Genomic DNA, 26542 nt, shown 5'->3' with positions numbered 1-26542 from the left:
ACTAGGGGCGGAGCAACAGGCTCATGCGGATCGAGCAATTCCTCGTCACGAACGCCGCCGCACAGGCTGCGAAAACGGCGCTGGTCACCGACCAGAGACGGCTGCGCTATGACGAGCTGGATGATCTTTCCAGCCGGCTGGCCACCACGCTCGCCGCAAGCAGCGTGAAGCGGGGCGACCGCGTCCTCGTTTTCATGGACAATTGTTGGGAAGCTGCCGTCTCGATCTTCGCAATTCTCAAGGCCGGCGCGACCTTCAGCCCGATCAACGCCTCGACCAAGGCCGACAAGCTGGCCTATGTCATCGGGGATTGCGAGGCCGCCGCGATCCTGACGCAGGCGAAACTGTTGCCGGTCGTAACGCAGGCGCGCGCGTTGGTCCCAGGGCAGGCGCTCTTTGTCGCTTCGACGCAGTCGCCGGCCGGCCGGCCGCTCGAAGGCGCGGTGTCCTTCGAGGATTGCCTGAAGGGCTCGCCCGCTCCAGTCGATCATGGCGGCATCGATATCGACCTTGCCATGCTGATCTACACCTCGGGCTCCACGGGCCGGCCCAAGGGCGTGATGATGACGCATCGCAATATCGACGCGGCGGCCGACTCGATCACGATCTATCTGCGCAATACGCCCGACGACATCATCCTCAACGTCTTGCCTCTGGCATTCGACTACGGCCTCTACCAGTTCCTGATGGCGATGAAGCTTGGGGCGACCCTCGTCCTGGAAAAGTCCTTCGCCTTCCCGCAGGCGATCTTCGAGCGCATTCGCACTGAGAATGTCACTGGTTTTCCGCTCGTGCCGACGATGGCCGCGATGATCCTGCAGATGCGCGATCTCGAGCCGGGGTTCCTGCCGAGCCTGCGTTATCTCTCGAACACGGCCGCAGCCCTGCCGCCCGCCCACATCGCTCGACTGCGTGAACTGTTCCCCGGCGTACGGCTCTATTCGATGTACGGCCTGACGGAATGCAAGCGCTGCACCTATCTGCCGCCGGAAGAACTCGACCGCCGGCCGGGCTCGGTCGGGATCGCCATTCCCAACACCGAGGCGCTGGTCGTCGACGATGAGGGCAACCGCGTGGCTCCGGGCGTGCCGGGCGAGCTGGTGATCCGCGGCCCGCATATCATGCAAGGGTATTGGCGCAACGAGGCGGCAACGGCACAGATGCTGCGCCCAGGGCCGAACCCCTGGGAGAAGCGCCTCCATACCGGCGATCTCTTCCGGACGGACGAGGAGGGCTTCCTCTATTTCGTCGGCCGCAAGGACGACATCATCAAGACGCGCGGCGAGAAGGTCGCTCCGAAGGAAGTGGAAGCGGTGCTGCACGGCCATCCCGGCATCGCCGAAGCGGTGGTGATGGGCGTGCCCGACCCGGTGCTCGGCCAGGCCATTGCCGCCCTCGTCGTCCTGTCGGATGCGAGCCTGAGCGAGCGGGACATCATTCGCCACTGCGCTGTCCATCTCGAGGATTTCATGGTGCCGCGGATCATCGCGTTCCGGACCGAATTGCCGAAGACGGATACCGGAAAGGTCAGCCGCAGGCTGGCCGCCGAAACGCTGGGAGCAGCGGAATGAACCTCCCCCCTGCCCCGAGCTTGCTCGCCTTCTCGGCAGCCACGCTGACGATCGACAACGCCGCGGAGACGGAGCGGATCGTCGCCGAACTGCGTGGGCAGTTGCGCGGCATGCGTAAGCGCGGGCTCGTGCTCGGCCTGTCCGGCGGCATCGATTCCAGCGTGTCCGTCGCGCTGGCGGTCCGCGCCGTCGGCGCCAAGAACGTCTTCTGCCTGTTCATGCCGGAGAACGATTCTGATCCTGAAAGCCTCCGGCTCGGCCGGCTGGTGGCCGACACGTTCGGGATCGAGGCCGCGGTCGAGGATATCGGCCCGACGTTGCAGGCCATGGGTTGCTACGAACGACGCGACGGCTTCATCCGTGAGCTCGTGCCCGCATACGGATCGGGCTGGGCCTCCAAGATCGTCATTGCCAACTCGCTCTCGGGCGACGGCTACAACATCTCGTATCTGGTCGTTCAGGATCCCGAAGGCCGGCAGACGAAGCTGCGCATGCCGCCTGCCGTCTATCTCGGCATCGTCGCCGCCACCAATATGAAGCAGCGCACGCGCAAGCAGATCGAATATTATCACGCCGACCGGCTGAATTTTGCCGTGCTCGGCACGCCGAACCGGCTCGAATATGATCAGGGCTTCTTCGTGAAGAACGGCGACGGTGCCGCCGACGTGAAGCCGATCGCCCATCTCTACAAGAGCCAGGTTTATGCTTTGGCGGCTCATCTCGGCATTCCCGAAGAAATCCGCAGGCGGCCGCCGACGACCGATACCTACACCCTCGAGCAGACGCAGGAGGAGTTCTACTTCTCGCTGCCTTATGACCGCATGGACCTGTGCCTCTACGGGCTCAATCACGGCCTCTCAGCCGAAGAGGTCGGCACGGCCACGCAGTTGACGGCAGTCGAGGTCGAACGGGTCTGGGCCGATATCGCGGCCAAGCGCAAGGCGACCCGGTACCTGCATCTGGGGCCGCAGCTCGTGCGCCCGGTGGACGAAATCGCGCATTGAAGCCAGCGCACCGGCGGCGGCCCGGCCGTCGCTGGTGTGCGAAGACTAGTCGAAGCTGCCGCCGTTCAGGCGGTTCCAATGTTCGCCCGCCAGTCCGTTCAGGAAGCCCTGCCCATGGCGGAAGGCCTGAACGAGCTCCTCATCGGGCGAATGCACGACTGTCGATGCGATGTGGCTAAAGGCGATACGCCGGCCCAGCATGGCTTCCAGCAGAGCGGGCTGTGTGCGACCGCGCAACCCCGCAACGCCGCGCGTCGCCGCGTGGCCGATGAGACAATCGATGACCGGGCCTGCCTGCCCCGGCTTGGCGAGAACCTGGAGGACACGCGCGATCCGCCCTGGTCGGGCGTGATACAGAAAGGCGCCGATAGGCGCCCCGCCGGCCGAGGTGACTTGCGCATACACCGCCTCGCCATAGTCCGGTTTCTCGGACGCTTCGGTGATGATGTGGGCGAGTTGTTCTCCTGACCAATCCGGACGCAGCGCGAACTGTTCCGTCAGCGGAGCGACAAGCGCGGCAAAGGCGGACTGATCGATTTCGGTGACCTTGAGGCCGCCTTTGACATTCCAGTTCGCGGGCACGCCCGACCAGCGCAGATCGTTATCCTGCATGCGGCCACGCAGATAGCGATCGAGCCCCCGGGAGAGCGGGTTCAGCAGCCGCACCGCCCCGATCCGGCTCGCGGCCAGATCGAGCATGAAGGCCGATGGCCGGATGATACGGACCCAGTCCAGGCTGTACTGCGGCAAGGCGATCCCGCGCAGCCTCGTCCACATCTGCGCGGAGATCTCGCTGGCGGTTTCGCTGAAGGAGAGATCCTGCGGCCCGGCGAGAAAGGTCTTGAGCAACCGCGCACCGGCCATCGGGTCGCTCGCCCGCCGCTCGACCATCAGCGAACCGCAGATCCCTGCGCGCAGCTTGCGGCCGCTATGGCTCATCGGCAGCACATTGACGCCGACGAAGCCCGAAATGCCGCCCTCACTCGACACATGGACGAGGGACGCGATCTCCGGATCACAGCCCGGCGCTTCGAGATAATGTCGGCGCAGATATGGAGCGAGCGTGGGAGGAGGAGCCACGCCGCGATCCCGGAAGATCCTTTGAAAAAGCCCCGTAACCGCCGGGATATCGGCGGCGACCAGCGGGCGGATCTCGCTCATGCCGGTCGGCCTGTCGCTTCGGTCGATGCTTGCCCGAACTCCGGGAGCTTGCGGACAAGGGCAACCCGCGGCGTTCCCGCCTCATTCGCGGCGAAGGTCATGGATTCGTAGGCCTTAGTCCTGGCAATGAGCGCTGCCGCTTGCCGATCCTGGCCCTCGCCGAATTCGAACAGCAGCCAACCGCCCGGCTTGAGGAAGGCTACGGCATCCCGGATCACGCGCTGGTGGATCGATATGCCATAAGGGCCACCGTCAAAGGCTTCGCGCGGCTCGGCCTCGAGCAAATGGGCGCTCTCCCCCTCGAGGCGCGACGTGGAGATATAGGGCGGGTTGCAGACGATCAGGTCGACGGCCCCCTCCAGGCCATCGCCTGCGAGAGCGGAGAACAGATCTCCCTGCCTGATGGTGACACGGTGCTGAAATGCCAGGCGCTCCGCGTTTCGGCGGGCGAGCTCGACGGTGCTGTCGGTCAGATCAGCGGCCCAGACGCGCGCCGACGGAATCTCGGCTGCGATCGCCAAAGCGAGATTGCCCGAGCCACAGCACATGTCGACCACGATCGGCTCCGCAGCGGCCCGTTCGCGAAGGATCGCGACTGCTCTCTGGCCGAGGAGTTCGGTTTCCTGGCGCGGCACGAGAACGTCGGGCGCCAGTTCCAGGCTCACGCCCATGAAGCGATGCAGGCCGGGCCGGGGCTTGCCGTCGAAATCCAACACTGTGTGCGGCATGAACGCCCCTTTCCTTGCTGAGCGCCTCATTCATCCGCGAGAAACTATGGCGGTCAGGTAAACGGAGACTGAAATGAAGTGAACGGAGGGTGTTAACCGCACAATCATTTCTGCGTGTTACTGGCCGTATTGTCGATGGTGGACGCCACCGAGTACCGCTATCTCGGTTGTTGTCAAAGGCAGGACCGGATGGCTTCGGATAACGCGAAAGGATCGAGTCATCGCAGAGCGTTTCTGCCTATGCTCGTGTCCTATGCCGCGTCCGGCGGCAGCCTCGTCATCAGTTCCGCCGCACAGCTTCTGACCTTTGCCATCCTGGCCCGTTGGCTCGGCGTCCATGAGTTCAGCCTCTTCGTCGCCATCACCGCGATTTCGAACATCGCGGTCCATATGTGCGGGCTCGGTGCCATGGAATGCCTGGTTCGCCGCGTGGCGCGCGACCGGGCGATCTATCCGGACATGCTTGGCCACAACATCATCCTGACGGCAGCCAGCGGTCTGTTCCTGGTCCTGCTCGGGGCGGTGGCTCTGCCCTTCTTCTTCACGCTCTCCAGCGATCCGGCGACGAATGTCGCAGTGATCACCCTGATGCTCGTCACGAATATCATGCTGGTCCGCATCATCGTGCTGGCAGAGCAGATCTTCATCGCCCATTCCGATTTCGGCTCGGCCAACACGGTGGTGGTCAGCTTCGCCATCGCGCGGACGATCGCCGCCTGCCTTGCCTGCATCGTCTTCGGTGTTTCGACGCTCGCGACCTGGGTGCTGTGGCAGTTTGCCTGCCATGTGCTCGTTGCGCTGGCGTGCTGGCGCGCCATTCGCGGGCTGGGCCAGCCGAAATACCGGATCGTGCGCGAAGAGCTGCCGCTCGGGCTCTATTTCAGCATTCCCTTCATCCTGCGGGCGATCCGGCAGAACGCCGACCTGCTCGTGCTCAGCCTCGTCGCGACAGCCGAAATCGTGGCGAGCTACAGCGTGGCGCGACGGATGCTGGAAAGCAGCTATCTCTCGGTCGAGGCGCTCAATCGCCTGGTCTACCCGGGTTCGGCCAAGGCGACGGCCGCCGGCCTGCAGCACGCCCTGCCCCGCGTCAGGAAGGTTCTCGTTGCAGCCACCGCGATCAGCATCGCGGCGGCGATCGCCGTCTTCGTGCTGGCGCCGATCCTGCCCCATCTGTTCGGCAAGGACTATGTCTCGCTCGTCTCCTTCGTCAGGGTTCTCTGCTGGGTGGTGATACCACTGGCGATGTGGTCCGTGGCCGTGGAGGCGCTCGGAGCATCGGGCCACCAGCCGACCCGCGCCGCCGTGATGGGGCTCGGCAGCGTCATCGGCGCCGTGGTTGCTGCCTGCGCGACCTGGTATGCGCCACCAACCGGCACTTTCGTCTCCTTCTATGTGATCGAGATCGCCATGGTGGCTGCGGCCTGGGGGGCGCTCCTGCATGTCGTGAACAGGGACAGGGAAGAGGCCCGCAAGCAAGGTCTCGCGGCGGGAATTGCGCATGGACGCTGACCTGCAGCAGAACCTGAAGCCATCCCTTGCGACCAGTGGCGAGGAGAGCCCTCCGCGCGGCTGCGGCGTGCGCCCGATGACGAAGCGCGATATTCCCGCCATCGCGCGCCTGTTCAGCAAGACGTTTCGTGACCGCAAGAGCGAGGTGGCGCCTGATCTGGAAGGCTATCTCGAGACCGTCTTCTTCGGCAGCCCGCATTATCGGCCGGAGCATGGCAGCATCGTCTATGACAGCGCTGCCGGCAAAGTTGCCAGCGCCATCCTTGCCCTCCCCATGGAGTTCACCGTCCATGGTCGCCCGATCATCGCCAAGCTTCTCTGCGCCTTCATGGCGGATGGGAAAGAGGGCGCGGCAGGAGCGGCGCGCCTTGCCCGGCAGATGCGCGCGGCCCGGCAGGATCTCTGCTTCTCCGACAACGCCTCGCCGGTCAGCGCCGATCACTGGGTTGCGGGAGGCGGTGTGGTTCTGCCGGTACAGAGCCTCGAATGGCAGCGCACGTTCCGGCCTCTTGCTGCCGGGGCGATCGCGTGGAGCCGCTACGTGCCGCTGTTGCGGCCCCCTGGCGTCCTGCGCCTTCTCGGCCTGTTCGATGGCCTGCTGCGCCGGCGACGGTCGTCGCTGGTCCCGGCCGCGGCAGCGGGCTGCCGGACGATCAGCGTCAGCCCGGACGAGTTCTTCCGCTGTGCCGGCCCGATGATGGAACGCTTTCCAATCCGGCCGGTCTGGTCAAAGCCTGAGTTCGACTGGCTCGTCAGCGTCGCCGCACTGAACCAGGGCCTCGGCTCCCTGGAGTACAGGACCGTGATCGCAGAGGATGGCCGCGTGATCGGCGCTTTCCTCTTCTTCGGCAATAAGGGCCGGGAAGCCAACGTCCTGAACCTCCTATGCGCGGCGGGCCACGAGTTCGACGTCACCGGGCAGATGTTTTCGCATCTGGACGGAGAGGGCTATGCCCAGGCGAGCGGGATGGCGCAGCCATTCCTGATGAACGCGATATCACGGCAGCGCTGGTTGTCATTCAAGCACCGCGGCTATTTCTGCATGGTCACGCGCCATGCCGCGATCAACGACGCCGCACTACGCAACGAGATTTATATCGGCGGGCTTGCATCGGAAACCTGGAGCAGGCTGCTCACGGATTTCTGACGTCGTGGCGCTCGTATCGACACTGGAGGCCCGATTGGCCGTTTCGATCATCATCAAGACCCTGAACGAAGAGAAGCGCATCGCAGCGACGATCGAGAGCGCGCTGGCGGCGCTTGGCGACCTGCAGGGCGAGGTGGTCATCGCCGATAGCGGCTCGTCCGACCGTACCACCAAGATCGCATCAGGTTACCCAGTCGTGATCGCCCAGATCGTTGCGCCGGCGCGGCCGAGTTGCGGGATCGGGCCGCAACTCGGCTTCCAGCATTCCCGCCACGAGTACATCTGCCTGATCGACGGAGACATGCTGGTCGATGCCAGCTTTCTCGATGCTGCCATCCGTTTTCTCGTCGAGAACCCTGCCGTGGCCGGCGTGACCGGACATGTCGAGGAAATGCAGGTCTCCAATCTCGAATATGCGAGACGCGTGCAGCGCAATGGGCCCGAGAACAGAACCGGTCCGATCGACCGGATGAATGGTGGCGGGCTCTATCGGCGCAGCGCGATCGAGCAGGCCGGCTATCTCTCGGACCGCAATCTGCATGGCCATGAGGAGATCGATCTCGGTATCCGCCTGCGGAGCCGCGGATGGAAACTGCATCGGCTCGACCGGCGCTTCGTCCAGCATTTCGGCCATACGCTCAATTCCTACAGGCTCCTGACGAGGCGCTGGAAGAACAAGTATCTGCACGGTGTCGGCGAGTTGCTGCGTGCGTCGCTCGGCAAGCCCTATTTCTTCCAGCTTCTGCGCGAACTCCCCGAGCTCAAGCTATGGAGCGCGGTCTATCTCTGGTGGGGGCTCTCGATCGCAATCCTGCTGTTCCTGCCCGACAAGGCGTTGGCTCTCGGGCTGGTCCTCGCCCTCTTCGCCGGCATCGTGGCGCTGATGAGCCTTCGCAAGGGTGGGATCGGCATGGGGCTCTACACCGTTGTCGCCTGGTTCTTCCACGCCGCAGCGCTGCCTGTGGGCTTCCTGCGGCGGCGGCACCCACCCGCCGCGCCCATCGAAAGCCGCATCATCCATGAACCGGCGAGAACGGCCGCCTAATGGGCGCAACCGGGCCACGAACACCTCAGGAAAGCTCCCTTCATGACCGACGACACTGTGGAGAAGAATGTTCCGCTCTGGGACCGGATCGTGCATTCCTCGTCGGAGTATTTCCGGAGGAAGCGCGGCGGCTTGTTTCGGGAGATCATTCCCGAATTCACGTCGCTCAAGGTCTGCGACGTCGGCGGCTCCAGGCACTTCTGGGAAAAACTCGACCCGGCCGACGTTCCCAAGGACCTGACGCTGGTCAATATCCGCGACGACGGCCAGGCGCGCTCGTTCACCGGCTCGTTCGGCGATGTGAAGGTCATCGTCTATGACGGCGACCGCCTTCCCTTCGAGGACAAGTCGTTCGACGTGGCGGTGTGCAACTCGGTGATCGAGCACGTGCCGCCGGCCAAACGAGCCAATCTTGTGCGCGAGATCAACCGCGTCTCGAACTACTACTTCATCCAGACGCCGGCCTTCGTCTTCCCCATCGAACCGCATTTCTTTTGCCCAGCCCTCCACTGGCTGCCGCGTCCGCTCGCCCGCCATGCCGTCAGGCTGTCGCCGTGGCGCTTCCTGTCCAAACCCTCCGAGGAGCACATCCGGGAGTATTTCGAGGAGATTCAGATCCTGACCCTGAAGGAGTTCCGCTCCTATACGCCTGAGGCGAGCCTGGTCCGGGAGACAATCGCAGGCCTCACCAAATCCTACATCCTGCACGGCCCGTCGCGGCCCTGAAGGCGCAACGGGATCGTCCAAAGGGCGCTGAATGGGGGCTGGTCGGCATGAAGAGACTGCTTTCCTCACTGGCCGCGGTGCTGGCTTTGAGCGCCACCGCGTCTTGCGCCATCGCCGCCGACCAATGGCTGCCCGTTCGCGAGGTGTCGCTGGAGATCCGCCCCGGCAGCCCGCTCGACTTCTCCGCGCTCCTGCCCAGCCGGGCGAACGGGCCAAAGGGCGCCATCGGCGTGGGCCAGCGAGTGGTGGCGCGGCAGGACGGCCGTCTCGCCCTCGCCCAGGCGCCTGGAGAACCGGCACGCCTGTTCTGCGCCTCTCTGGCATGGAGCCCTGCCTCGGGCGGCTTTCCTGATCGCGTCGGGGCCGACCGCTACGCAGAGCAACTCGCGCGCCACGGCTACAACATCGCCAGGCTAACCTTCCTTGACGCATCGCTGATGTCCGGCCGCGGCAAGGATTTCGATTTCGACCCCGACACGCTCGACCGCATTCATTATCTGCTCGCCGCACTGAAGCGGAACGGCATCTACTGGATCATCGATGGGATGACCTCGTGGCGCGGCGCCTATGGCGGCTATGACGACCGCTGGGATCCAGCCGGCAACCTCAAGCTCGCGCTGCATCTCGACGACGCCGCCTTCGCCCATTGGAAGAACTTCACCGAAAAATTCCTCGCAAGGGTCAATCCCCATACCGGCATCGCGCCGATCCATGACGATGCGCTGGCGCTGGTCATCCTGGTCAATGAGAACGGCATCGAGTTCGAGGGCGTCGTGCAGGACCGGCCTGGCAAGCCACCCTATGACGCGATGCTCGCGGCCCCCTTCAATCGCTGGCTGGCGAAGCGCTATGCGTCGACGGCTGCTCTTTCGAAGGCCTGGGGCGGGCTCGGCTGGACCGAGCGACTGGAGAATGGCTCGATCGCACTGCCCGGCAACCGTTACGCCGATAGTCCGCGCATGCGCGACCTGCAGGCCTTCTTTACCGAGGTCGAGACCGAATCCGCCGCAAAGATGAGCCAAGCGCTACGCACGCTCGGCTACAAGGGCCTGATCAGCACCTATAACAACTGGCCGACGATCCAGACCGCCCTCAGCAGGCGTGGCCTCGAAGCCGTGACGATGAACACCTATCACGACTGGGTCGGGGGCTATGCGCCCGGCAGCAAGCTGCTTCAGCAGAGTTCGGTCGGCGACGGCGCCAACGCGATGCGCATGATCGCGGCCGCGCGATGGCTCGGAAAACCCTTCATCGTCAGCGAATACGATCACCTGTTCTGGAACCGCTATCGCTATGAGGGCGGGCTGGTCTTTCCGGCCTATGCCGCACTGCAGGGCTGGGACGTGCTCTGCCGGCACGCCCACGGCCCGATCATCCTCGCCTATGGCGAGCCCTATCCGCACAAGCGGGCGATGCTACCCTACGCGATCGCCCTCGATCCCGTGGCCCGCGCGGGCGAGACCCTCTCCGCTCTCCTGTTCAGGCGCGGCGATGTCGCCACCTCCCGGATCACGATCCCGTTCGCGGTTCGCGGCGAGGAGGATCTCGGCAAGGATATGCAGGCACGGGAACCTGAAAACCTGACGGATCTGGCTCTGGTCGGGCGGATCGGATTGCAGGCTGCCGACCGCATCGGCGAACAGATCGCCGTTCTTCAGCCCCGCGACACGAATCGCGCGGCCGGGATCATCGACAGGCTGAAGAAGAGCGGCGCGCTCTCGCAAGGAAATGCCACCGACATCGCGGCAGGGCTCTACCAGAGCGACACGGGCGAGATCGTCCTGAACCGCCCAAGCCGGCAGTTGCGCGTTTCGACGCCCGCGACCGAGGCCGTCGCCTTCTCCTCACAGAGCCTGCCGGCCAGGCTCGGAACAATGAGCGTCGACGCTGCGGAGGGTGACGGTCTCGTCGCCCTGGCCTCGCTCGACAGGCCGGCCTCCCTCGCCAAGGGAAGCCGCTTCCTGCTGATCTTCGCCACCGATGCCCGCAATACCGGCATGACCTTCCGCGACCGGCAAGAGAAGGTCATCGAGGATTTCGGCCGGCTTCCGGTGCTGATCCGCAAGGGACAGGTTGATCTGCGGATCAACAGGACAGCGCCGCGCTGGCAGCTCTCACCTGTCTCTCTCGACGGAACGGTGAAACCTCCGATCACCCGTGGCGCGGGCCCGGTTACCTTCCGCCTCTCGAACGATCTCCCGACCGGCCCGACGACCTATTTCCTCCTGGAACTCCTGGAGGGCGGCTGATGGCTCTGCCGCACCCGCTGGCCCTGGGCGCCGGGAGGAACGAGTTCGACGCGCATTCGGCCCGCTCAGCTGCTTCACCGGATGGGGCCGGAAGGCCCGGCATGAGCGGCCCGAAGATCATGCGGGGCAGGCGGCGGGCGGTCACCGGCCTCGATCCCGGAGCCTCGGTGGTCTGTGATGAAGCCTGGTAATTTTCCATGCGCCAGCGTCGTGCGATTCGCGCCGGACGCCTCGACCTGAAATCGCTTTTTGCCGGGCTCAACATCGCCGGCTCCGACATCCCCCCACACCGGACGGTTCCTGACCGCAGCTGAACGACCGTATCACCCTGGCAAAGACGGCCGTGCAAGCACCATCCGCCCGTCGCAACGGGAGGTTTGCGCAATCCGTCGCTGCCCTTGCTCTTCACTGTTGTTTCGGGCACGTTTCATGCCGTTGCAGACATGAATACTGGCTGAAAGCGGCTGGAGAGCGTGCGCTGCGCGCCTGACGCCTGGGATGCCGTTCAGATCTGGGAGTCTGGTACCCCGCCTTATGGACAGAACTCTTCAAGACGGCCTGAAGATTCTTGAAGCCTTGGCCAAGAGCGATCAGCCGAGGAGCGTTAGCGATCTGGCGGAGCAGACCGAACTGAGCGAAAGCCACATTCAGAGTGCTTTGGACGTCTTTGAGCATGCGGGCTATCTCGCGCGCGAGCCCGACACAGGACGATGTGGGCTATCACTGAAATTGTGGGGGCTGGGTGTCGGCCTGTTCGCCCGGTTTGAGCTGAAGCGGGAAGCGCAGCGCCACCTCTCCGAACTCGCCCTGCGCACGCGCGAGACCGTGCATCTGTCGGTCCTCACCGGCCCCGATGTGATCTATATCGACAAGATCGATAGCCCCGAGCCTCTTCATGCCAGCTCCGATATCGGCGGCAAGGCTCCGGCGCACGCGGTTGCGATCGGAAAGGCGATTCTTGCGTTTCAGCCTTCGCATGTCATCGAAGAAATCGGGCGGAATCTTCTCACCTTCACGCCAAGGACCATCAATAGCCTTGAAGCGCTTGAGCACGAATTGTCAGCGGTCCGCTCGCAGGGCTATGCCGTCAACCTCGGCGAATGGCGCGGCGCCGTCTATGGGCTGGCAGCCCCGATCAGGCGCGCCGATGGCGTGGTCGAGGCTGCGGTTGGCATATCGGGGCCATCGACCCGGCTGACCCCCGAGATAATTACGCTCATGGCGGAGCAGGTCATGGAGGCCGCAGACGAGATATCGCGCGGGCTCGGCTATGCCGGGACGGGGCGATAGCACCTCCTCCGCAGCGGACACTGGTCCGTCGAATCAGCAGCAAGACCGCGACGGCTCGGTCGATCTGACCCGCCTTATGACGGCATGCCCTCGCCGAGCGCTTCATCCACGGTCACTCGTTCGACATGCCGATACCCCGGTGGAGAGCCTCTGCCTCCAGGAAAAAGGGAGGTTCTGCTCGTACGAAGGGGCCGATCGCGTTTCACCAGCGCAAAGTGACTTCGTCTGCGTCGTCCACATGCGTGCTCGGTTGAATCGCTGCTCGCTGGCGCAAGAGCTGGCGATCCACTAACAAAAAGCGCAGGCCACGCATTGGGAGCAGGACAGCCGGCGATGGCGGATTCGAGTGTTTTCAGGCGTCGCGTGTATCACATCGGCGGCTACGATCATGCGCAGCCCGCGGTCGTGCATGGTCGCTTTGTCAGAGAAACGCGACGTTTTGAGCGTGCGTGGGCGGCCTCCGTGGTTTCGTCGGAGCCCAGCAACAGCGATGACGTCTCGACCTGGCAAGTGCTCACGGCTGGCCCCAACTGGCGGGTCGAAACCGAGTATTGCGCAATCAGATGGGACGATGTGGTGGAAGCCACGAACAGGCGACCGATATGGTGGCGCATTCCCCAAGGCCTCCTCGCTTTCGTTGATTTTATCGTGGCCGGAGCGCTCTGGGGCTATCTGCGCGCCAGTTGGCGCTACGCGATGTTCTTCCTCTATCCATTTTTGATTCTGGCGATCATTGCCGCATTTTCGCTTGCTGGCGGAGTGGCCCTGGCGCGAGCCACCGACTCCAGCGCGATCGGAGCCCTGGGAGCGATTGGCGCCTTCCTCATCTTGTTTCTCGCCGCCGATCGTTGGGTCTATCTGGGGCTTCTCTTCGACGACTGGATCTTTGCCCGCCAATACATTCGTCGTGGCGATCCAGTCCTCGAAGGGCGCCTGCAACGCGTTGCGGCCGATATCGTCGAGGCCCGGCGCAGCGGCGCCGCGGACGAGATTCTCATCGTCGGACATAGCCTTGGAGCCGTGCTTGCGATCGATCTCATCGACCACGCGATCAAGCTCGGGCTGGAGGACCAGGACGAGCGTCCTCGCCTCACGTTTCTGTCCGTGGGATCGTCGACCCTCAAGATCGGGCTTCATCGCGCCGCTCGTCGTTTCCGCGCCGCCGTCGAGCGCGTGAGCGCCTGCCGCGCCGTGTTCTGGGCGGACTACCAGGCGCGCTCGGACGTGATGAATTTCTACCGGGCCGATCCTCTGCCGCTGATGGGTTTGCCCGCCACGGGCTCCCCGGTCATTCGCAGCGTCAGCATCAGGCGCATGATCGATCCGGCCCGCTATCCCCGCATTCGCAAGAACTGGTACCGGATGCATTGCCAGTTCGTCAGGGGCAATGATCGACGAGCGCCGTATGATTATTTCATGTTCGTCTGCGGGCCGCTCTTTGCAGAACAACAGGTCAATGCCAAGGAAGGTGCCATGCAAGCACTCGATGCCGACGGTCGATTTCTCGTTTCCCCCTCCCCGGCCCCGACGGGCGATCACACCACCGAGGTCGCCAAGCGATGACCCTGAGCATCGCCAAAGCGATCTACGCGCTGCTTGCCGTTGGCTGGTACATCATCCGCATCCCGCATGAGCGACGTGCCCGCCGGACTCCGGTTTCCCGGAGCGCGCGCGGGTTGCGGGAAATCATCCTGCTGAGCATTTCGTTCACGGGCCTCGGACTCTTGCCCTTTATCTATGTCGCGACCGGGTTCCCGCGCGTTGCGAACTACCCGTTCCAGCCGGCACTCGCCTGGCTCGGTGCCCTTGTCGCGATCGCGGCTCTCATCCTGTTTCATCTCACGCACCGGGCTCTCGGCCGCAACTGGTCCGTGTCCCTGGATCTCCGCGAGAGCCATCGCCTCGTGACGGAGGGCGTGTACCGGTATGTACGGCATCCCATGTATTCGGCCTTCTGGCTGTGGGCGATTGCCCAGGCCCTCCTGCTGCCCAACTTTGTCGCCGGGCTGTCTGGCCTGATCGGTTTTGGAACGCTGTACTTCTTCCGCGTCGGCCAGGAAGAGCGCCTGATGCTCGACGCGTTCGGCACGGAATATGGCGACTACATGGCGCGGACCGGCCGCGTCATGCCAAGGTTCCACGCCTGAGCGCAAGGTCACAGTCTCGCGACCTGCGCGCGCACAGGGGTCGGTCGCTCTCGGCCCGATGGGGTGACGCGACCGAGAATTGGGGGCTCTGCCGGGCGCTCGGCCGAGTACTCTGTGCGGGTGCAGCCATTGCGGCTGCCACAATGAATCGACAGGTGAAGGTCAAGTGACATTCCGCTGCGCTCGTCGCGCGGCGGTGGCGATATTATCGCTGCCAGAGTGCTGTGCGGCGAAAGATCTAAGCGCCCTCACGTTGCCCGCTAAGACCTGTCTAGTTTCCAGCACGAATCATTCGACTTCACCTGGACGAAGAATGACATCCCCGCGTTGAATACGTTGCTCGGAAGATGTGAGCGAAGCATCAACGACGTTAGAGCACCTTCGGCCGGTTCAGCCTCGGGAAACCACGAACGTCTTCGCTTCGGCAGAAACTGGCCTTAGCCGATTGAAAGTGCTGAGGATATTTGGAATACTCGATGTCGTGCCGCACTGCCGCGATCCGGGGCAAGGAAGTGGGTTTGGTGTTGCGCATCCGCACTAGTAGCCGAACTTGTTTCAGTCATAGTTGCAATGTTCTCAACGAGGGCGAATCAATGAAAAAGCTTATGATCTTGGCTGTATCCGTTGCGTTGGTGGGCGTTGGTGGCTGCACCACTTATGGTATTGGCAAGGGCAAGGGGAAGGCTCCTCCTCCAGTTGCTTCTCCGATCGTTACGAAGGGCTGACGCTCGATATTCTGAAAACGGCCGGAACAATCCGGCCGTTTTCTTCGTTTGATTGATTGCTCTTCGAGAGCTTAATGACGCAATTATTGGTGTAATAGCGCCTGACGCCGAAGCTATTGTTCTTCCGGAAAACGGAGCTCTGCGGTGTGGTTTGATCCAAACACTCGAGCACGCGCTCGCATTGTCTTTGCTTGTGCTGCTGCAATTTCATCCTCCCTCTGGATAGCCCAGGCCAGGGCACAGGAGGATCGGTACGCGCCACCTCCCGAAGCCACCAACGAGGCTATCGTACAGGATCCCCGGCCGACCGGTTCGATCGGTAAGCCGACATCCAGGCAGCATCGGCGAGAAGCCGACCAGCGAAGTGGTCAGTATTTCGTTGAGTTCCGATCGCGCTATGCACTCAGTTACGGCCATACGTTTCTGGTCCATGGCCGGCTGAACGCAAGGGGTGAAGTCGGCCAGGTCAGGGCAGAACAGGTCGCAGGCCTGCATCCAGCCGGCGAAGGTCCTCAGCTCTGGTCTGTTGGGCATGTTCTCCCCGTTCCCGCGGAAACGGGCCCCAGCGATGGCGACCTGGAGGATGAGTACATTTCGGCTCGGTACAGGGTTCTGCTGACCGAAGCCCAGTACCGCCGCGTAGCGGCCTATATCAGGCAGAAACAGCAGAAGCCGACGGCCTGGCACGCAGTGCTCTATAACTGCAACAGATGGGTTGGCGAGGTTGCGCAGTACATGGGGCTGAAGGCCCCTGACAATACCCTGCTCTACCCGCCTGACTATATTGCCAGTCTGCGCGCCATCAATAGCGGGCGCGCCAGGGACGACGCAGTGCCGGCGTCCCTCCAGCAATGAGCCGGGAGCGTCGTTCTGCTGCGCGTTCGCGTGTGCGCGACGAGCGGCGGGCGGCGATGCCGGAAATTGCCCGGTGCGTGCCCGTCAGCGCAGGACGATGACGGGCGTACCGACCCCGACGCGGTCGAACAGATCGACAATATCGTCATTGAACATGCGAAAGCAGCCATAGGACGCGAAGGTGCCGATGGAATCCGGCCTGTTGGTGCCATGGATTGCGTACTGACCACCGCCGGACAATGTGAGCGCACGCGCTCCCATTGGGTTTCTTGGGGAACCGCCCGGGATGACGTCCGGCAGGCTTGGATTGTCCCGCTTGATTTCATCGGGAGGCGACCAGGCAGGCTCAACATGCTTACCCTCGACCTCGACCTCACCGAGCCATTGCTTGGAAGACTTCCCGACCGCGACGCGATAGCGGATGGCAGTTCCGTCTCCTTGCACCAGGTAAAGCCGGCGCTCCTTTGTCTTGATGACGATGGCGCCTGGTGACGCATCTCCCTTATAGGTAACGGTTTCGCGAGCGTTGACTGGGATCGCGACCATCATGGCCGCCAACACGATGCATGTCCGGAGCACTGCCAAGCTTCCTGCACTCAGATCGTCTGCGTCGCGACGACTTCAACGATCGCTTCATATCAAGGTCTCGTTGATTATTAGTGCATGATTTGGGTTTACTCCAGAGGAAGTGTAACGCACAGTTTTACGCGCCCTCCAGGGAACCAATGAGGTCGGAGTGGCGGGCTCTCACCCATACGCGGCATGATGACGGTTAGGAGTGTCATGCCGGGGTGGACACGGTCGCAGTCTACATTGTTTTCGATACCAGGGCAGCGCCCCCGGCGTCGTAACCAGGACGACGCCTTCCGGACCGTCGCAACGTTGCGACTGCCCGCCAGCCGATCACCGTACGTCGCGGCTCCGATATGGGGCCTCAGTGGCCTGCGCTGGCCACGAATTGCTCAGCAGGATCTTCAGTGCGCCGGGACCGACTGCGAACAACGCCACGAGTGGCTGCGGATCAGTTCGCCGGGTCGCGAGCCGCCATCGTTTGAACGCCCGCCGGCGGCACGGACGTGTGGCCGCTGGTCGCCGCGCCAACCCGTTGCTGCGTCGCCTTCGACACGAGCCGCGATCGATTGAGAGCCGTGAAATCGCTGGCGCTATGGCTCTGGCCAGCGCGGCCCTCGAAGACCAGCACATCCGCATGGGTCACGACGATATCGCCGCGCCGCAAGGTCGGGTCCTCCAGATACCAGTATGGATCCGCTGCCGGATCGAGTTTGACCACCGGCGCCGTCGGCTTGGACGCCACGAGCTTGCGCGGCTGCTGCCGCCGCTTGGGGCGGACGGTCACGCTCAGCGGCGTGGGTGGGACCAAATAGACTTGCGGGGGCGGCTGAGGTTGCCCGAACAGCGCGCGCGCCAGGTCATCCAGGAGACCGGCGGATTGGGCGGGGGGGACCACAAGGAAGCTGGTCACACCAATGATGAGCAGCCCACAGCTTCGCGCAAGTTTCATAGGCCGATCCTCGCGAACTGATCGTCTGGGCCCTGTTCACCCAAAGTCTGCGACGACGGTTTCGCCTCATCGCGCCGCGGGCCGGATTGCACCCAGACCAACTCTCCCGCCCTTCGAAGGGCTCATGGGCTGCGCCGCTGTGCAGCGCTCCCCGGCAACTCAATCAATCTCGTATCTCATTCACGCCTGCGCTTGCGTGACGTGTCTCACTCAAGCGGCGCGCAGCGCCGTGGACACATCCGTCAGGGTCGCTCTCTCCGCTGCACTGACCTGGGTTCCACCAAATCCCATGAAACCACCTTCGCTCGAGGCTTCGGCCACTGTCTCCGCCACATGCGAGAGCCATGCCTTGAATGCAGGAGCTTCGGTCGGGGCCTTGGCGTCGACGAGCTCTGCCACGCGCGTCAGCATTGCCAGAATACTCTGCTTGGCATCCGCCGGGGTTTTTCCGGCCAGTTCGGCGCGAAGCGACTCGCGCGCCTCACCTCGCCCTTCCGAGCTCTCCATGTCCGCGACGATGGCTCTTGCAAGCTCGCCTGCGTCCGCGTCGCTCTTGGCGCTCAGAAGCGCACGCCCACTGGCGAAACTCTCCTTGAACATGCCCCACAGCCCGCTGGGCTCGGCAAGCGTGACCGCCATGCCGGCCAGTAGCGGACTGCCCAGGATCAATTTCCATTCGTCTGCTCCAAAGTTCGCCTTGATCGCCATCGGGGCCTCCTGCGCTTGGCGCTCGGTCGAGACATCACGAACGCCGTATCTGCGTGCTAGGCCCGCGCCAGGGCATCGAGGTTTGCCCGCACGCCATCGAGCGTCGGCTTGGCGATTTCGGCCACGCCAGGGATCGCCAGCACCTTGGTGAACAACTCCTCCAGCGACGGCCTGACGGCACCGATCAAGGCCATCAGCGCGGAGCGGCTGCTGGCAGGTAGCTGACTGACCACGCCGTTGACCTTGTCGAGTTGGGCTGCCGCCCCCTGCAGCTTGGGCAAGGCCGCCTTCGCCGAGGCCGCATCCGTTACGCCCTTGAGCGTGCTCGCGAGCCCATCAATCGCCGATTGAACTTCGGTCCCCACGTTCACGCCGCCCGCAGTCACGTTCTGCAGGGACTGCATCGCTTGCGTTGCCACGGCGCCTGCCTGCCCAATTGCGGTTTGTGCCGGCTGGGTCGGCTGAGTTGCCACAGGTCTGGGCTGTTCAACGACGACAGGCGCATGGCGCCCGAAGAACCACCAGCCAACCGCAAGCACAGCAATGATCGGCAAGGCCCATGTCAGCCATCCCGGCATCCCACCGGTTCTCGCCTGCGCAGTTGCACGATCGGCGATGACGCCGGTCGTGTTAGCTGTCGATCTTGCAGTGTTCGCGACAGTGCTCGCGCCACTGCCGATCGCGCCGAGCAGGCCAGCTTTGCCAAGCATGTCAGCAAAGCCTGAGGGCAAGGCAGCCGAGATATTCGCCTTCTGCGACGTCAACATCTGGGCGAGGCCTGAGGCATCCAATCCCGCCGCCGACTTCTGTTGACCCAGCGCTCCCATTACGACCGGTGTCAAAAGGCCAAGCAGCGAGGAGCTCGCCCCGCCTCCGAGGCCCGCGAATTTCGAGATTGCGCCGGCAAGCCCGGACATCGCCGAGCCGCCGAGGAGCGAAGAGAGCATGTTCATACCGCTATCGGCGACTGTCTTCTGGCCAGAGCCGCCGATCATGCTGGCGAGACTGTCAAGCATTCCCGGCTGCTGCTGGGAAACCGTGTCGAACAATTTGCGTGATCCCTCCGGCGTGGACACGACACCTGCAAGCGTCGCCAAGAGTCCGGGGACAGCGGCATTGGTCGCTTTGCCGACCGAAGACTGGTCGACGCCCAATGATGCAGCCAGTTTGGACATCAGATCAGGTGACAGGAACTGCATGATGACTGATACGAGATTGACACTCATGGCGGGTTACTCCGCTGAAATCGGCGCATGAACACGCCAATACGAGAAATCTCTGCAGGTTATATCTTTATTTATTAGAGAATAACTTCAATTTGGCTTCGTAATTCTGGCTCAATCGAAGTATGGAATCGCAATGGGGGCCGATGAATGAACATCGCCCCGAGAAAGGCGATAGGCCTGGTCCCAGGTGAGCAGTTCGGCAGCAATGTAATGACTGAATGAGGGCAATCTTTTCTCTGATGAGAACTTACGGCACAAATATCATTCGCGCGTCATTCCGATCGGCAACAGGCGCGCGGAACGGCAACTGCGCTGCAGTATCAGCGCTCGCTGAGATTACACCCTTGTCGGCTGGGCCGCAATTCAGAAGACCTGCTTGCACGCCATCGGTTTGCAGCTGGCCGTTTGGTCATCGGCAGTGCGAGTTGCCCCAGGGTTCATGAGCGCATCACCTCTGGTTTCGTTCCGGAACTCGTGCAATGCGCCTTCACTTGAGCAAGCCATGTGGGATGCGGCGGCAACCGCGGTGCCAGCCCTCACGGCGGAGCCTCCCCTTCGGTCGTCGGAAAGACTGACCGGAGTGAGCGCCGCACCAACGGCGTTCCCCTCACGCTCCCCCGAGAGGGCCAAGGTCTCGCGCGATCAGGCTGTAGAGAGCCTGTGCCGCCGGGGTCAGCGTTTCCCCATACCGCCGGATCACGGAGACCGGCCGGTCGATGACGGGGGCCACCAGCGGGATCTGGGTGAGGTCCGGGCGCAGGTTCTCGACGATCGAGGCCACGAGGATCGCCACGCCAAGACCTTCGGATGCCAGCCCGATCGCGCTCGAGAAATACTCGACGACAAACTTGGTCCTGACCTCGATGCCCGAGCGGGCGAGTTGGGCCTCCATGAGCAACCTGTTGCCGCTGCTGCCGCCGAGCGTGATCAGGTCGAAATCCGCGAGTTCCGCCCAGGCTATGGCCGCTTTCCCGGCGAGCGGGTGGTCGGTCCGGCAGTAGGCGACGAAGGGATCGCGAACCAGGACCTCGTTATGGAGGTCCGGCTGGTTCGGCGGCTGCACATGCAGGCCAAACTCTGCCTGGCGTCGGCGCACGGCTTCGATGACCAGGATGCTGGTCCGGTCGAGGATCTCGACGCGGTTATGCGGATGCTGCGCGGCATAGGTCCGCAGGATGCGCGGCAGGCGCCGATACATCAGCGACGGCACCGAGGCGATCGCGATGTCGCCGGTCGAAAAACGCGAAATCGTCTTCAGCCGATCGAAGGATCGGCCGACCTCGTCGACCATGCGCTTGGCCTCCGGCAGGAACTCCCGGCCGATGCTCGTCAGCGCGACTGTGCGTGTCGTCCGGTCCAGCAATTTCAGACCGACATGGCTCTCGAGCCGTTGGATGCGGCGCGTCAGCCCGGTCTGAGTGACATGCAGCTTCTCCGCCGCCTTGTTGAAGCTGCCGAGCTCGGCGATCTGGATGAACGCCTCGACGCCGTCGATCGGGTGTTTCATGCGATCGGGTGTTTCATGCCAAAAGATCATCGATATATGTCATTATTTCAGCATACGAGTGACTGCCCAACGGTCAATAGTGTTGGGGAAGGCGCTGCATCTGGCATCACCGGGGTAGAGAAAGCGCCACGAGGAAACGCACTGATGATCGATACCCGTGTCGCCACGCGTGGCAGACGCGTGCTTGTCACGCATGACCGGTTGGCCGAGGGCGCCATCCAGCTTCTCAACGCCCATGACGTCGATGTCTTCTTCTCGCCTGCCTATGCGGCGCCCGATCTCGTGGCGCAGAAGGTTGCCGAGCTGCAGGTCGATGCCTTGATCGTCCGGCAGGGCCGCGTCGATGACGCAATCATCGCCGCGTCGTCTAAGCTCCGGGTCATCGCCAAGCACGGTGTCGGCGTCGACAATATCGATCTTCACGCCGCGGCAGCGCGGAACATCCCCGTCATTCGCGCCATGGGCTCAAACTCACGCGCCGTCGCCGAACACACGATCGCGCTGTCGCTCACGCTGTTGAAGGACATTCCCCGTCTTGATCGGGCTGTGAAGGGCGGCGAGTGGCCGAAGCCCAGCTTTCTCGGGCGGGACATCGCCAGCACAGTGATGGGTCTCGTCGGCTTCGGCGCGATCGGCCAGGAGGTCGCCCGGATCGCCACCGGGCTTGGCATGCCCGTGATCATGCACGACCCCCATGCCCAGCGCGAAATCGCGGAGTTCGGAAACGGAGGCAATCGCGATCTGGAAAGCCTGCTCGCGGAAGCCGACATCGTCAGCCTGCATTGCCCGCTGACGAACGCGACGCGAAATCTTCTCAATGAGGAGCGTTTCGGCCTGATGAAGCCGACATCCTTCGTCGTCAACACGGCGCGCGGCGGCCTGATCAGTGAGCCGGCTCTCTGCGAGGCGTTGCGTGAGGGCAGGATTGCCGGTGCCGGTCTCGACAGTTTCACGCTCGAGCCGCCAGCCAGGGACAACCCACTCTGGACGCTGCCCAACCTGATCGTAACCCCGCATATCGCCGGCGTGACACAGGGCTCGGCCATGGCGATGGCGGAAATCGCGGCCCAGCACGTCATTTCGGTGCTGGACGGCAACGAGGCCGATGCTCGCAGCCTGGCACGGCTGACGGAGCTCGCTGCGGAATGAACCTGGCGCACAAAGCCGGGCAAACAGAAACAACCGGGAGGAGACGAACATGAGGATTGCCTACAAAGCCGTCGCGGGGCTCGCATTATCGGCGCTGGCATCGGTGGCGCATGCGCAGCACTATCCGGACAAGGCCATCCGGATGATCGTGCCATTTCCGCCCGGCGGCGGGACCGATGTCGTGGCCAGGGTCGTGGCGGCCAAGCTCAGCGAAACGACCGGCTGGACGGTGGTGCCCGAGAACAAGCCCGGCAGCGGTGGCAGCGTTGGCCTCGGCCTGGCCGGGAAGGCCAAGCCCGACGGTTATACGATCGTGCTGGCGCAGAACGCCAACATGGTCATCAACCCCATCCTCGGAAAGGCGAACTACGACCCGATCGCGGATTTCACCCCGATCGCGCTCACCGCGTCGGCGCCGCAGGTGATGGTCGTCGCCAAGGATTCGCCGATCAAGTCGGTCAAGGATCTGCTGAGCACGGCAAAGGACAAGCCCAACGCGATCAAGTTCGCGACGCCCGGCGTCGGAACCAGCTCACATCTTGCCGGCGAATTGCTGCAGCAGCGGACTGCGGTGAAGTTCCTTCACGTGCCCTACAAGGGCACAGGGCAAGCGGTTCCCGATCTCCTCGGCGGCCGCGTCGACGTTTATGTCGCCTCCGTGCCCTCCGCTATGGCCCATATCAAGGAAGGCACGATGCGCCCGCTCGCGATCTTCGCGAAGGCCCGCAGCGCCGACCTGCCGGAGGTTCCGACCTTCGAGGAGCTTGGCGTCAAGGATTCAGAAGCCGTGACATGGTGGGGCGTGGCCGCTCCGGCCGGTACGCCCGACGCGATCGTCACGCGCCTGAACACCGAGATCAACAAGATCCTGCAGATGCCGGATACCAAGGAGAAGCTCAGGATGGCTGGCGCCGAGGCGATCGGCGGCACCGCCCAGGAGTTCGCCGCCCTGATCAAATCGGACGTGCCGAAATGGACCGCGGTCATCAAGACTGCCGACGTCAAGGCTGACGACTAGGGCCGGGCTGGCCGCTGGCGAGGCGCCCGGAGGCCATTGCCTTGCGCTCGGACTTTCCGGTCCGGCCTGCACTCTCGGGGCGCCTAACCGCAAGGTGCCACACGGCGGCATCGATCCGCGGCCGGTCCGGCGCTCCGTGCCGGCGGTCGAACAGCCCCAGTGACGCAGCCATTGCGAGGCCCTGAAGGTCGGGCCTGAACTGCCGTGACACTCTGCAGCCAGACCAAGATCCTCGGATTGGCTCGCCCGGCGAATATAGGGCCGGGACCATCCGGGAGTGAGGCCTTGGCTGCCGGGTTTGCGCCAGGGCCTGGCCCCGAAAGCCCGCTCGCTGCGACCCCGATGCCGGAGCATGGAGATCCTGATGAAATCGGATGTGATGAGAAACAAGGATGTCCTGTCCGGGCTCCTGTTCATGGGCCTGGGCTCGATCGCGCTCTATATCTCGCTCGATTACCGCTTCGGCAGCACGGTGCGGATGGGGCCGGGCTATTTCCCAAAAATCCTGAGCGGCCTGCTGATCGCGTTCGGCGTCGCCATCCTGATCAAGGGGGTGAGGCAGGGCGGAAACCTCGCCGGTCCATGGTCCTGGGCTCCGCTCTTCCTACTGACCCTTGCCATGGTGCTGTTCGGCTTCACGATCGAGCGCCTTGGGTTCGTGCCCGCGCTGGCGCTGATGTTCCTGGTCGCGGCCTATGCCGGCAACGAGTTCAGGCTCCGGGAAGTCTTCGTGCTGACCGCGGTGATGAGCACCTTCGCTGTGATCGTCTTCATCTGGGGCCTGAAGCTGCCCTACCCGCTCTTCGCCTGGAATTTCTGAGCCATGGAGATCCTCGAACATTTCGCGCTCGGGTTCGGCGTCGCCATGACGGTCCAGAACCTGGCCTATTGCCTTCTGGGAGTCGCGCTCGGAACGCTCATCGGCGTGCTGCCGGGCGTCGGGCCTCTGGTCACGATCTCGATGCTGCTGCCGATCACCTTCGGGCTCCCCCCGGTCTCGGCGCTGATCATGCTGTCGGGCATCTATTATGGCGCCCAGTATGGCGGCTCCACCACCGCCATCCTCGTCAACCTGCCGGGTGAAACCTCGTCGGCCGTGACATGTCTCGACGGCTACCAGATGGCGCGGAACGGCCGCGCCGGGGCAGCTCTCGCCACGGCTGCGATTTCGTCCTTCGTTGCCGGCTGCATCGGCACGCTGCTGATCGTCCTGCTCGGTACGCCGCTCGCGGGATGGGCGCTGCAGTTCGGCGCGCCTGAGTATTTTTCGCTGATGGTGATGGGGCTCGTTTCGGCATCGGTGCTGTCGCATGGCGACATGCTCAAGGCGCTTGCCATGGTCGTCGTGGGCTTGCTCCTCGGCCTTATCGGCACCGACGTGAACTCGGGCATGGAACGATACACGTTCGGCCTGCCCGAACTTGCGGACGGCATCGGCTTCACGGTTCTGGCGGTCGGAATATTCGCGTTGTCGGAAGTCATGATGAATCTGGAGCAAAAGGAAGAGCGCGGCATCTTCAAGGCGAATATCGCCGGACTTATGCCAAGCCTGTCCGATCTGAAGGCGATCACCCTGCCGACCCTGCGCGGGACCGCGATCGGTTCGTTCTTCGGCATCCTGCCGGGTACCGGCCCATCGATCTCGTCCTTCTCGGCCTATATGCTGGAGAAGAAGCTGGCCCGGGACCCCTCGCGCTTCGGGAAGGGCGCGATCGAGGGCGTCGCAGCTCCCGAGGCCGCCAACAATGCCGCCGCCCAGACGGCCTTCATTCCGACGCTCACGCTGGGAATTCCCGGAAGCGCGACGATGGCGCTGATCCTCGGCGCGCTCGTGATGAACGGCGTCCAGCCGGGACCGACGGTCATGACCCGCAACCCGGAGCTGTTCTGGGGCGTCATCGCCAGCATGTTCATTGGAAACGTCATGCTGGTGGCGCTCAACCTGCCGCTGGTTGGAATCTGGGTGCGGCTGCTGAGCGTGCCCTATCGCTGGCTTTTCCCGTCGATCATCATGTTCTGCGCGGTCGGCAATTACAGCATCAACGGGAGCGCGATCGACGTCTATCTCTGTGCCGGGATCGGTGTGCTCGGCTACATCCTGGCCAAGCTCGACTGCCCGCCTGCGCCGCTGGTGCTCGGCTTCGTGCTCGGCCCCCTGATGGAAGAGAGCATCCGTCGCGCTCTGCTCCTGTCGCAAGGCGATTTCACGGTCTTCCTCACCAGCCCGATCAGCCTCGGCTTCCTCATCGTGACGATACTGCTTCTCGGCAGCATGGTCCTGCCCGCGATCCGCCGGGGCAAGGAGCGCGTCGACCGCGAAGAGGCCAGCGCGACATAGAGCGTGCTGCGAAAAGCGGCAACGGTTTTTCGCGCCAAGCATGCTCTAAACTATTGGGTTCGATCACGTTTTCTGGTTTTGACGATTTCGTCCAAACGCAGCGTGATCTAGCCGCCCCCCTCCGTCATTGCCCCGAACGGGGCAATCCCTCGGCGCCACCACGGATGCATCTCGACCCCGGCTGGCTGGCGCAGACAGCAAAGGATAGCTCATGCTCGGATTTCGGATTCTCAAGCGTCGCCGTCAGGTCGATAGCAGCCTCGCCGCGCGTTTTCGCGGCTTGCCGGTGGCCAATGTCAGCGATTCGATGTCGCGGATGACGGCGGGCGGCGCCGCGCTTCGGCCGCTTCATCGCGGCGGCGCCATGGCGGGGCCGGCCATCACCGTCAAGACTCGTCCCGGCGACAACCTGATGATCCACAAGGCGCTCGACATCGCCAACCCCGGTGACGTCGTCGTCGTGGATGCCGGTGGCGATCTCACGAACTCGCTGATCGGCGAACTCATGATCGCCCATGCGCAGACGCGTGGCATCGCCGGCATCGTGCTGCACGGAGCCGTGCGGGATGCCGCCTGGATCCGCGATAACGACCTGCCGATCTTCGCGGCGGGCATCAGCCATCGCGGCCCCTACAAGGACGGGCCCGGCGAGATCAACGTTCCGATCTCGATCGAGGGCATGGTGATCGAACCCGGCGATCTCGTCATTGGCGATGACGACGGCATTCTCTGTGTGCCCTTCGACCACGCCGACGCGATCTATGAAGCCGCGCGCAAGAAGCACGAGGCGGAGGAAAGGAAGATGCTGGCGATCAGAGAGGGCAAGGACGATCGGAGCTGGATCGATGCAACTCTTGCCCGCCTGGGGTGTGCCATCGAAGCCTGACAGCGACAAGGGCAAGCCGCACTCGCGT

General features: G+C 63.6%; 24 protein-coding genes. 17 read left to right on the top strand and 7 right to left on the bottom strand.

The genetic code is table 11. The features are described 5' to 3' along the window. The first annotated feature begins 23 nt into the window (after positions 1-23). Together AB4099_RS10375 and nadE are read left to right on the top strand one after the other, a co-directional pair. Positions 24-1571: a class I adenylate-forming enzyme family protein gene (locus AB4099_RS10375; RefSeq protein ID WP_441477990.1), complete on the top strand. Its 1548-nt coding sequence runs from the start codon at positions 24-26 to the stop codon at positions 1569-1571. Then, positions 1568-2575, top strand: a complete 1008-nt coding sequence (gene nadE / locus AB4099_RS10370) for an NAD(+) synthase (protein WP_441477989.1) — start codon at positions 1568-1570, stop codon at positions 2573-2575. Before AB4099_RS10375 ends, nadE begins: the two co-directional genes overlap by 4 nt. Before the next feature lie 45 nt (positions 2576-2620). On the opposite strand, the gene AB4099_RS10365 is transcribed toward nadE, so the two are convergent. Next, positions 2621-3736: a hypothetical protein gene (locus AB4099_RS10365; RefSeq protein WP_441477988.1), complete on the bottom strand. Its 1116-nt coding sequence runs from the start codon at positions 3734-3736 to the stop codon at positions 2621-2623. After that, positions 3733-4464 (bottom strand): N5-glutamine methyltransferase family protein, encoded by a 732-nt coding sequence (locus tag AB4099_RS10360; protein WP_441477987.1) that lies wholly within the window; start codon positions 4462-4464, stop codon positions 3733-3735. The genes AB4099_RS10365 and AB4099_RS10360 overlap by 4 nt, the downstream gene beginning before the upstream one ends. Positions 4465-4653: 189 nt before the next feature. Between AB4099_RS10360 and AB4099_RS10355 the strand changes: the two genes are divergently transcribed. The 10 genes from AB4099_RS10355 to AB4099_RS10310 all read left to right on the top strand — a co-directional run bounded on the left by AB4099_RS10355 (position 4654) and on the right by AB4099_RS10310 (position 16160). Beyond that, positions 4654-5976 carry a lipopolysaccharide biosynthesis protein gene (locus AB4099_RS10355; RefSeq protein ID WP_441477986.1) on the top strand — a complete coding sequence of 441 codons (1323 nt, stop codon included), beginning with the start codon at positions 4654-4656 and terminating at the stop codon, positions 5974-5976. Further along, the gene (locus AB4099_RS10350; protein ID WP_441477985.1) at positions 5966-7123 is read left to right on the top strand and encodes a GNAT family N-acetyltransferase; all 1158 of its coding nucleotides are present in this window, start codon (positions 5966-5968) and stop codon (positions 7121-7123) included. Before AB4099_RS10355 ends, AB4099_RS10350 begins: the two co-directional genes overlap by 11 nt. 34 nt (positions 7124-7157) lie before the next feature. Then, entirely contained in the window at positions 7158-8168 is a 1011-nt protein-coding gene (locus AB4099_RS10345) for a glycosyltransferase family 2 protein (RefSeq protein ID WP_441477984.1), read from the top strand. A 42-nt stretch (positions 8169-8210) separates the two neighbouring features. Further along, positions 8211-8894, top strand: coding sequence for a class I SAM-dependent methyltransferase (locus AB4099_RS10340; protein WP_441477983.1), 684 nt, complete (start codon positions 8211-8213; stop codon positions 8892-8894). 47 nt (positions 8895-8941) lie between these two features. Then, a complete protein-coding gene (locus AB4099_RS10335; RefSeq protein WP_441477982.1) occupies positions 8942-11143 on the top strand; it encodes a glycoside hydrolase family 5 protein in 2202 nt (733 codons plus the stop codon). Then, positions 11143-11334: a hypothetical protein gene (locus AB4099_RS10330; protein ID WP_113516617.1), complete on the top strand. Its 192-nt coding sequence runs from the start codon at positions 11143-11145 to the stop codon at positions 11332-11334. Before AB4099_RS10335 ends, AB4099_RS10330 begins: the two co-directional genes overlap by 1 nt. 307 nt (positions 11335-11641) lie before the next feature. Further along, on the top strand, positions 11642-12433 hold the full coding sequence (locus AB4099_RS10325) for an IclR family transcriptional regulator (RefSeq protein WP_113516616.1): 792 nt from the start codon (positions 11642-11644) through the stop codon (positions 12431-12433). Between the two features lie 333 nt (positions 12434-12766). Next, positions 12767-13996 carry a hypothetical protein gene (locus AB4099_RS10320; RefSeq protein ID WP_113516615.1) on the top strand — a complete coding sequence of 410 codons (1230 nt, stop codon included), beginning with the start codon at positions 12767-12769 and terminating at the stop codon, positions 13994-13996. Further along, positions 13993-14580: a protein-S-isoprenylcysteine O-methyltransferase gene (locus tag AB4099_RS10315; RefSeq protein ID WP_441477981.1), complete on the top strand. Its 588-nt coding sequence runs from the start codon at positions 13993-13995 to the stop codon at positions 14578-14580. Before AB4099_RS10320 ends, AB4099_RS10315 begins: the two co-directional genes overlap by 4 nt. Before the next feature lie 869 nt (positions 14581-15449). Next, a complete protein-coding gene (locus AB4099_RS10310; protein ID WP_113516612.1) occupies positions 15450-16160 on the top strand; it encodes a hypothetical protein in 711 nt (236 codons plus the stop codon). A gap of 84 nt (positions 16161-16244) precedes the next feature. Here the strand turns inward: AB4099_RS10310 and AB4099_RS10305 are convergent, their stop codons facing one another. The 5 genes from AB4099_RS10305 to AB4099_RS10285 all read right to left on the bottom strand — a co-directional run bounded on the left by AB4099_RS10305 (position 16245) and on the right by AB4099_RS10285 (position 21123). Next, positions 16245-16706, bottom strand: coding sequence for a L,D-transpeptidase (locus AB4099_RS10305; RefSeq protein ID WP_441477980.1), 462 nt, complete (start codon positions 16704-16706; stop codon positions 16245-16247). Between the two features lie 475 nt (positions 16707-17181). Then, entirely contained in the window at positions 17182-17682 is a 501-nt protein-coding gene (locus tag AB4099_RS10300; RefSeq protein ID WP_441477979.1) for a hypothetical protein, read from the bottom strand. Positions 17683-17892: 210 nt separating this feature from the next. Beyond that, the gene (locus AB4099_RS10295) at positions 17893-18390 is read right to left on the bottom strand and encodes a hypothetical protein (RefSeq protein ID WP_441477978.1); all 498 of its coding nucleotides are present in this window, start codon (positions 18388-18390) and stop codon (positions 17893-17895) included. Positions 18391-18446: 56 nt separating this feature from the next. Next, positions 18447-19616 carry a DUF937 domain-containing protein gene (locus AB4099_RS10290; RefSeq protein WP_441477977.1) on the bottom strand — a complete coding sequence of 390 codons (1170 nt, stop codon included), beginning with the start codon at positions 19614-19616 and terminating at the stop codon, positions 18447-18449. Positions 19617-20223: 607 nt separating this feature from the next. Then, on the bottom strand, positions 20224-21123 hold the full coding sequence (locus AB4099_RS10285) for a LysR family transcriptional regulator (RefSeq protein ID WP_441477976.1): 900 nt from the start codon (positions 21121-21123) through the stop codon (positions 20224-20226). 144 nt (positions 21124-21267) lie between these two features. Between AB4099_RS10285 and AB4099_RS10280 the strand changes: the two genes are divergently transcribed. From AB4099_RS10280 to AB4099_RS10260, 5 genes are all read left to right on the top strand, one after another. Beyond that, the gene (locus AB4099_RS10280) at positions 21268-22272 is read left to right on the top strand and encodes a hydroxyacid dehydrogenase (protein WP_441477975.1); all 1005 of its coding nucleotides are present in this window, start codon (positions 21268-21270) and stop codon (positions 22270-22272) included. A 49-nt stretch (positions 22273-22321) separates the two neighbouring features. Further along, complete coding sequence (locus AB4099_RS10275; RefSeq protein ID WP_113516607.1) at positions 22322-23290, top strand: Bug family tripartite tricarboxylate transporter substrate binding protein; 969 nt, start codon at positions 22322-22324, stop codon at positions 23288-23290. Positions 23291-23654: 364 nt separating this feature from the next. Then, on the top strand, positions 23655-24110 hold the full coding sequence (locus AB4099_RS10270; protein ID WP_162768256.1) for a tripartite tricarboxylate transporter TctB family protein: 456 nt from the start codon (positions 23655-23657) through the stop codon (positions 24108-24110). Between the two features lie 3 nt (positions 24111-24113). After that, positions 24114-25628, top strand: a complete 1515-nt coding sequence (locus AB4099_RS10265) for a tripartite tricarboxylate transporter permease (protein ID WP_441477974.1) — start codon at positions 24114-24116, stop codon at positions 25626-25628. Between the two features lie 211 nt (positions 25629-25839). Then, on the top strand, positions 25840-26514 hold the full coding sequence (locus AB4099_RS10260; RefSeq protein ID WP_441477973.1) for an RraA family protein: 675 nt from the start codon (positions 25840-25842) through the stop codon (positions 26512-26514). Positions 26515-26542: the final 28 nt, after the last annotated feature.

This window comes from Allobosea sp. 2KB_26, from assembly GCF_052115715.1.
Lineage (GTDB): Bacteria > Pseudomonadota > Alphaproteobacteria > Rhizobiales > Beijerinckiaceae > Allobosea.
This window is presented reverse-complemented; position numbering and strand designations above follow the sequence as displayed.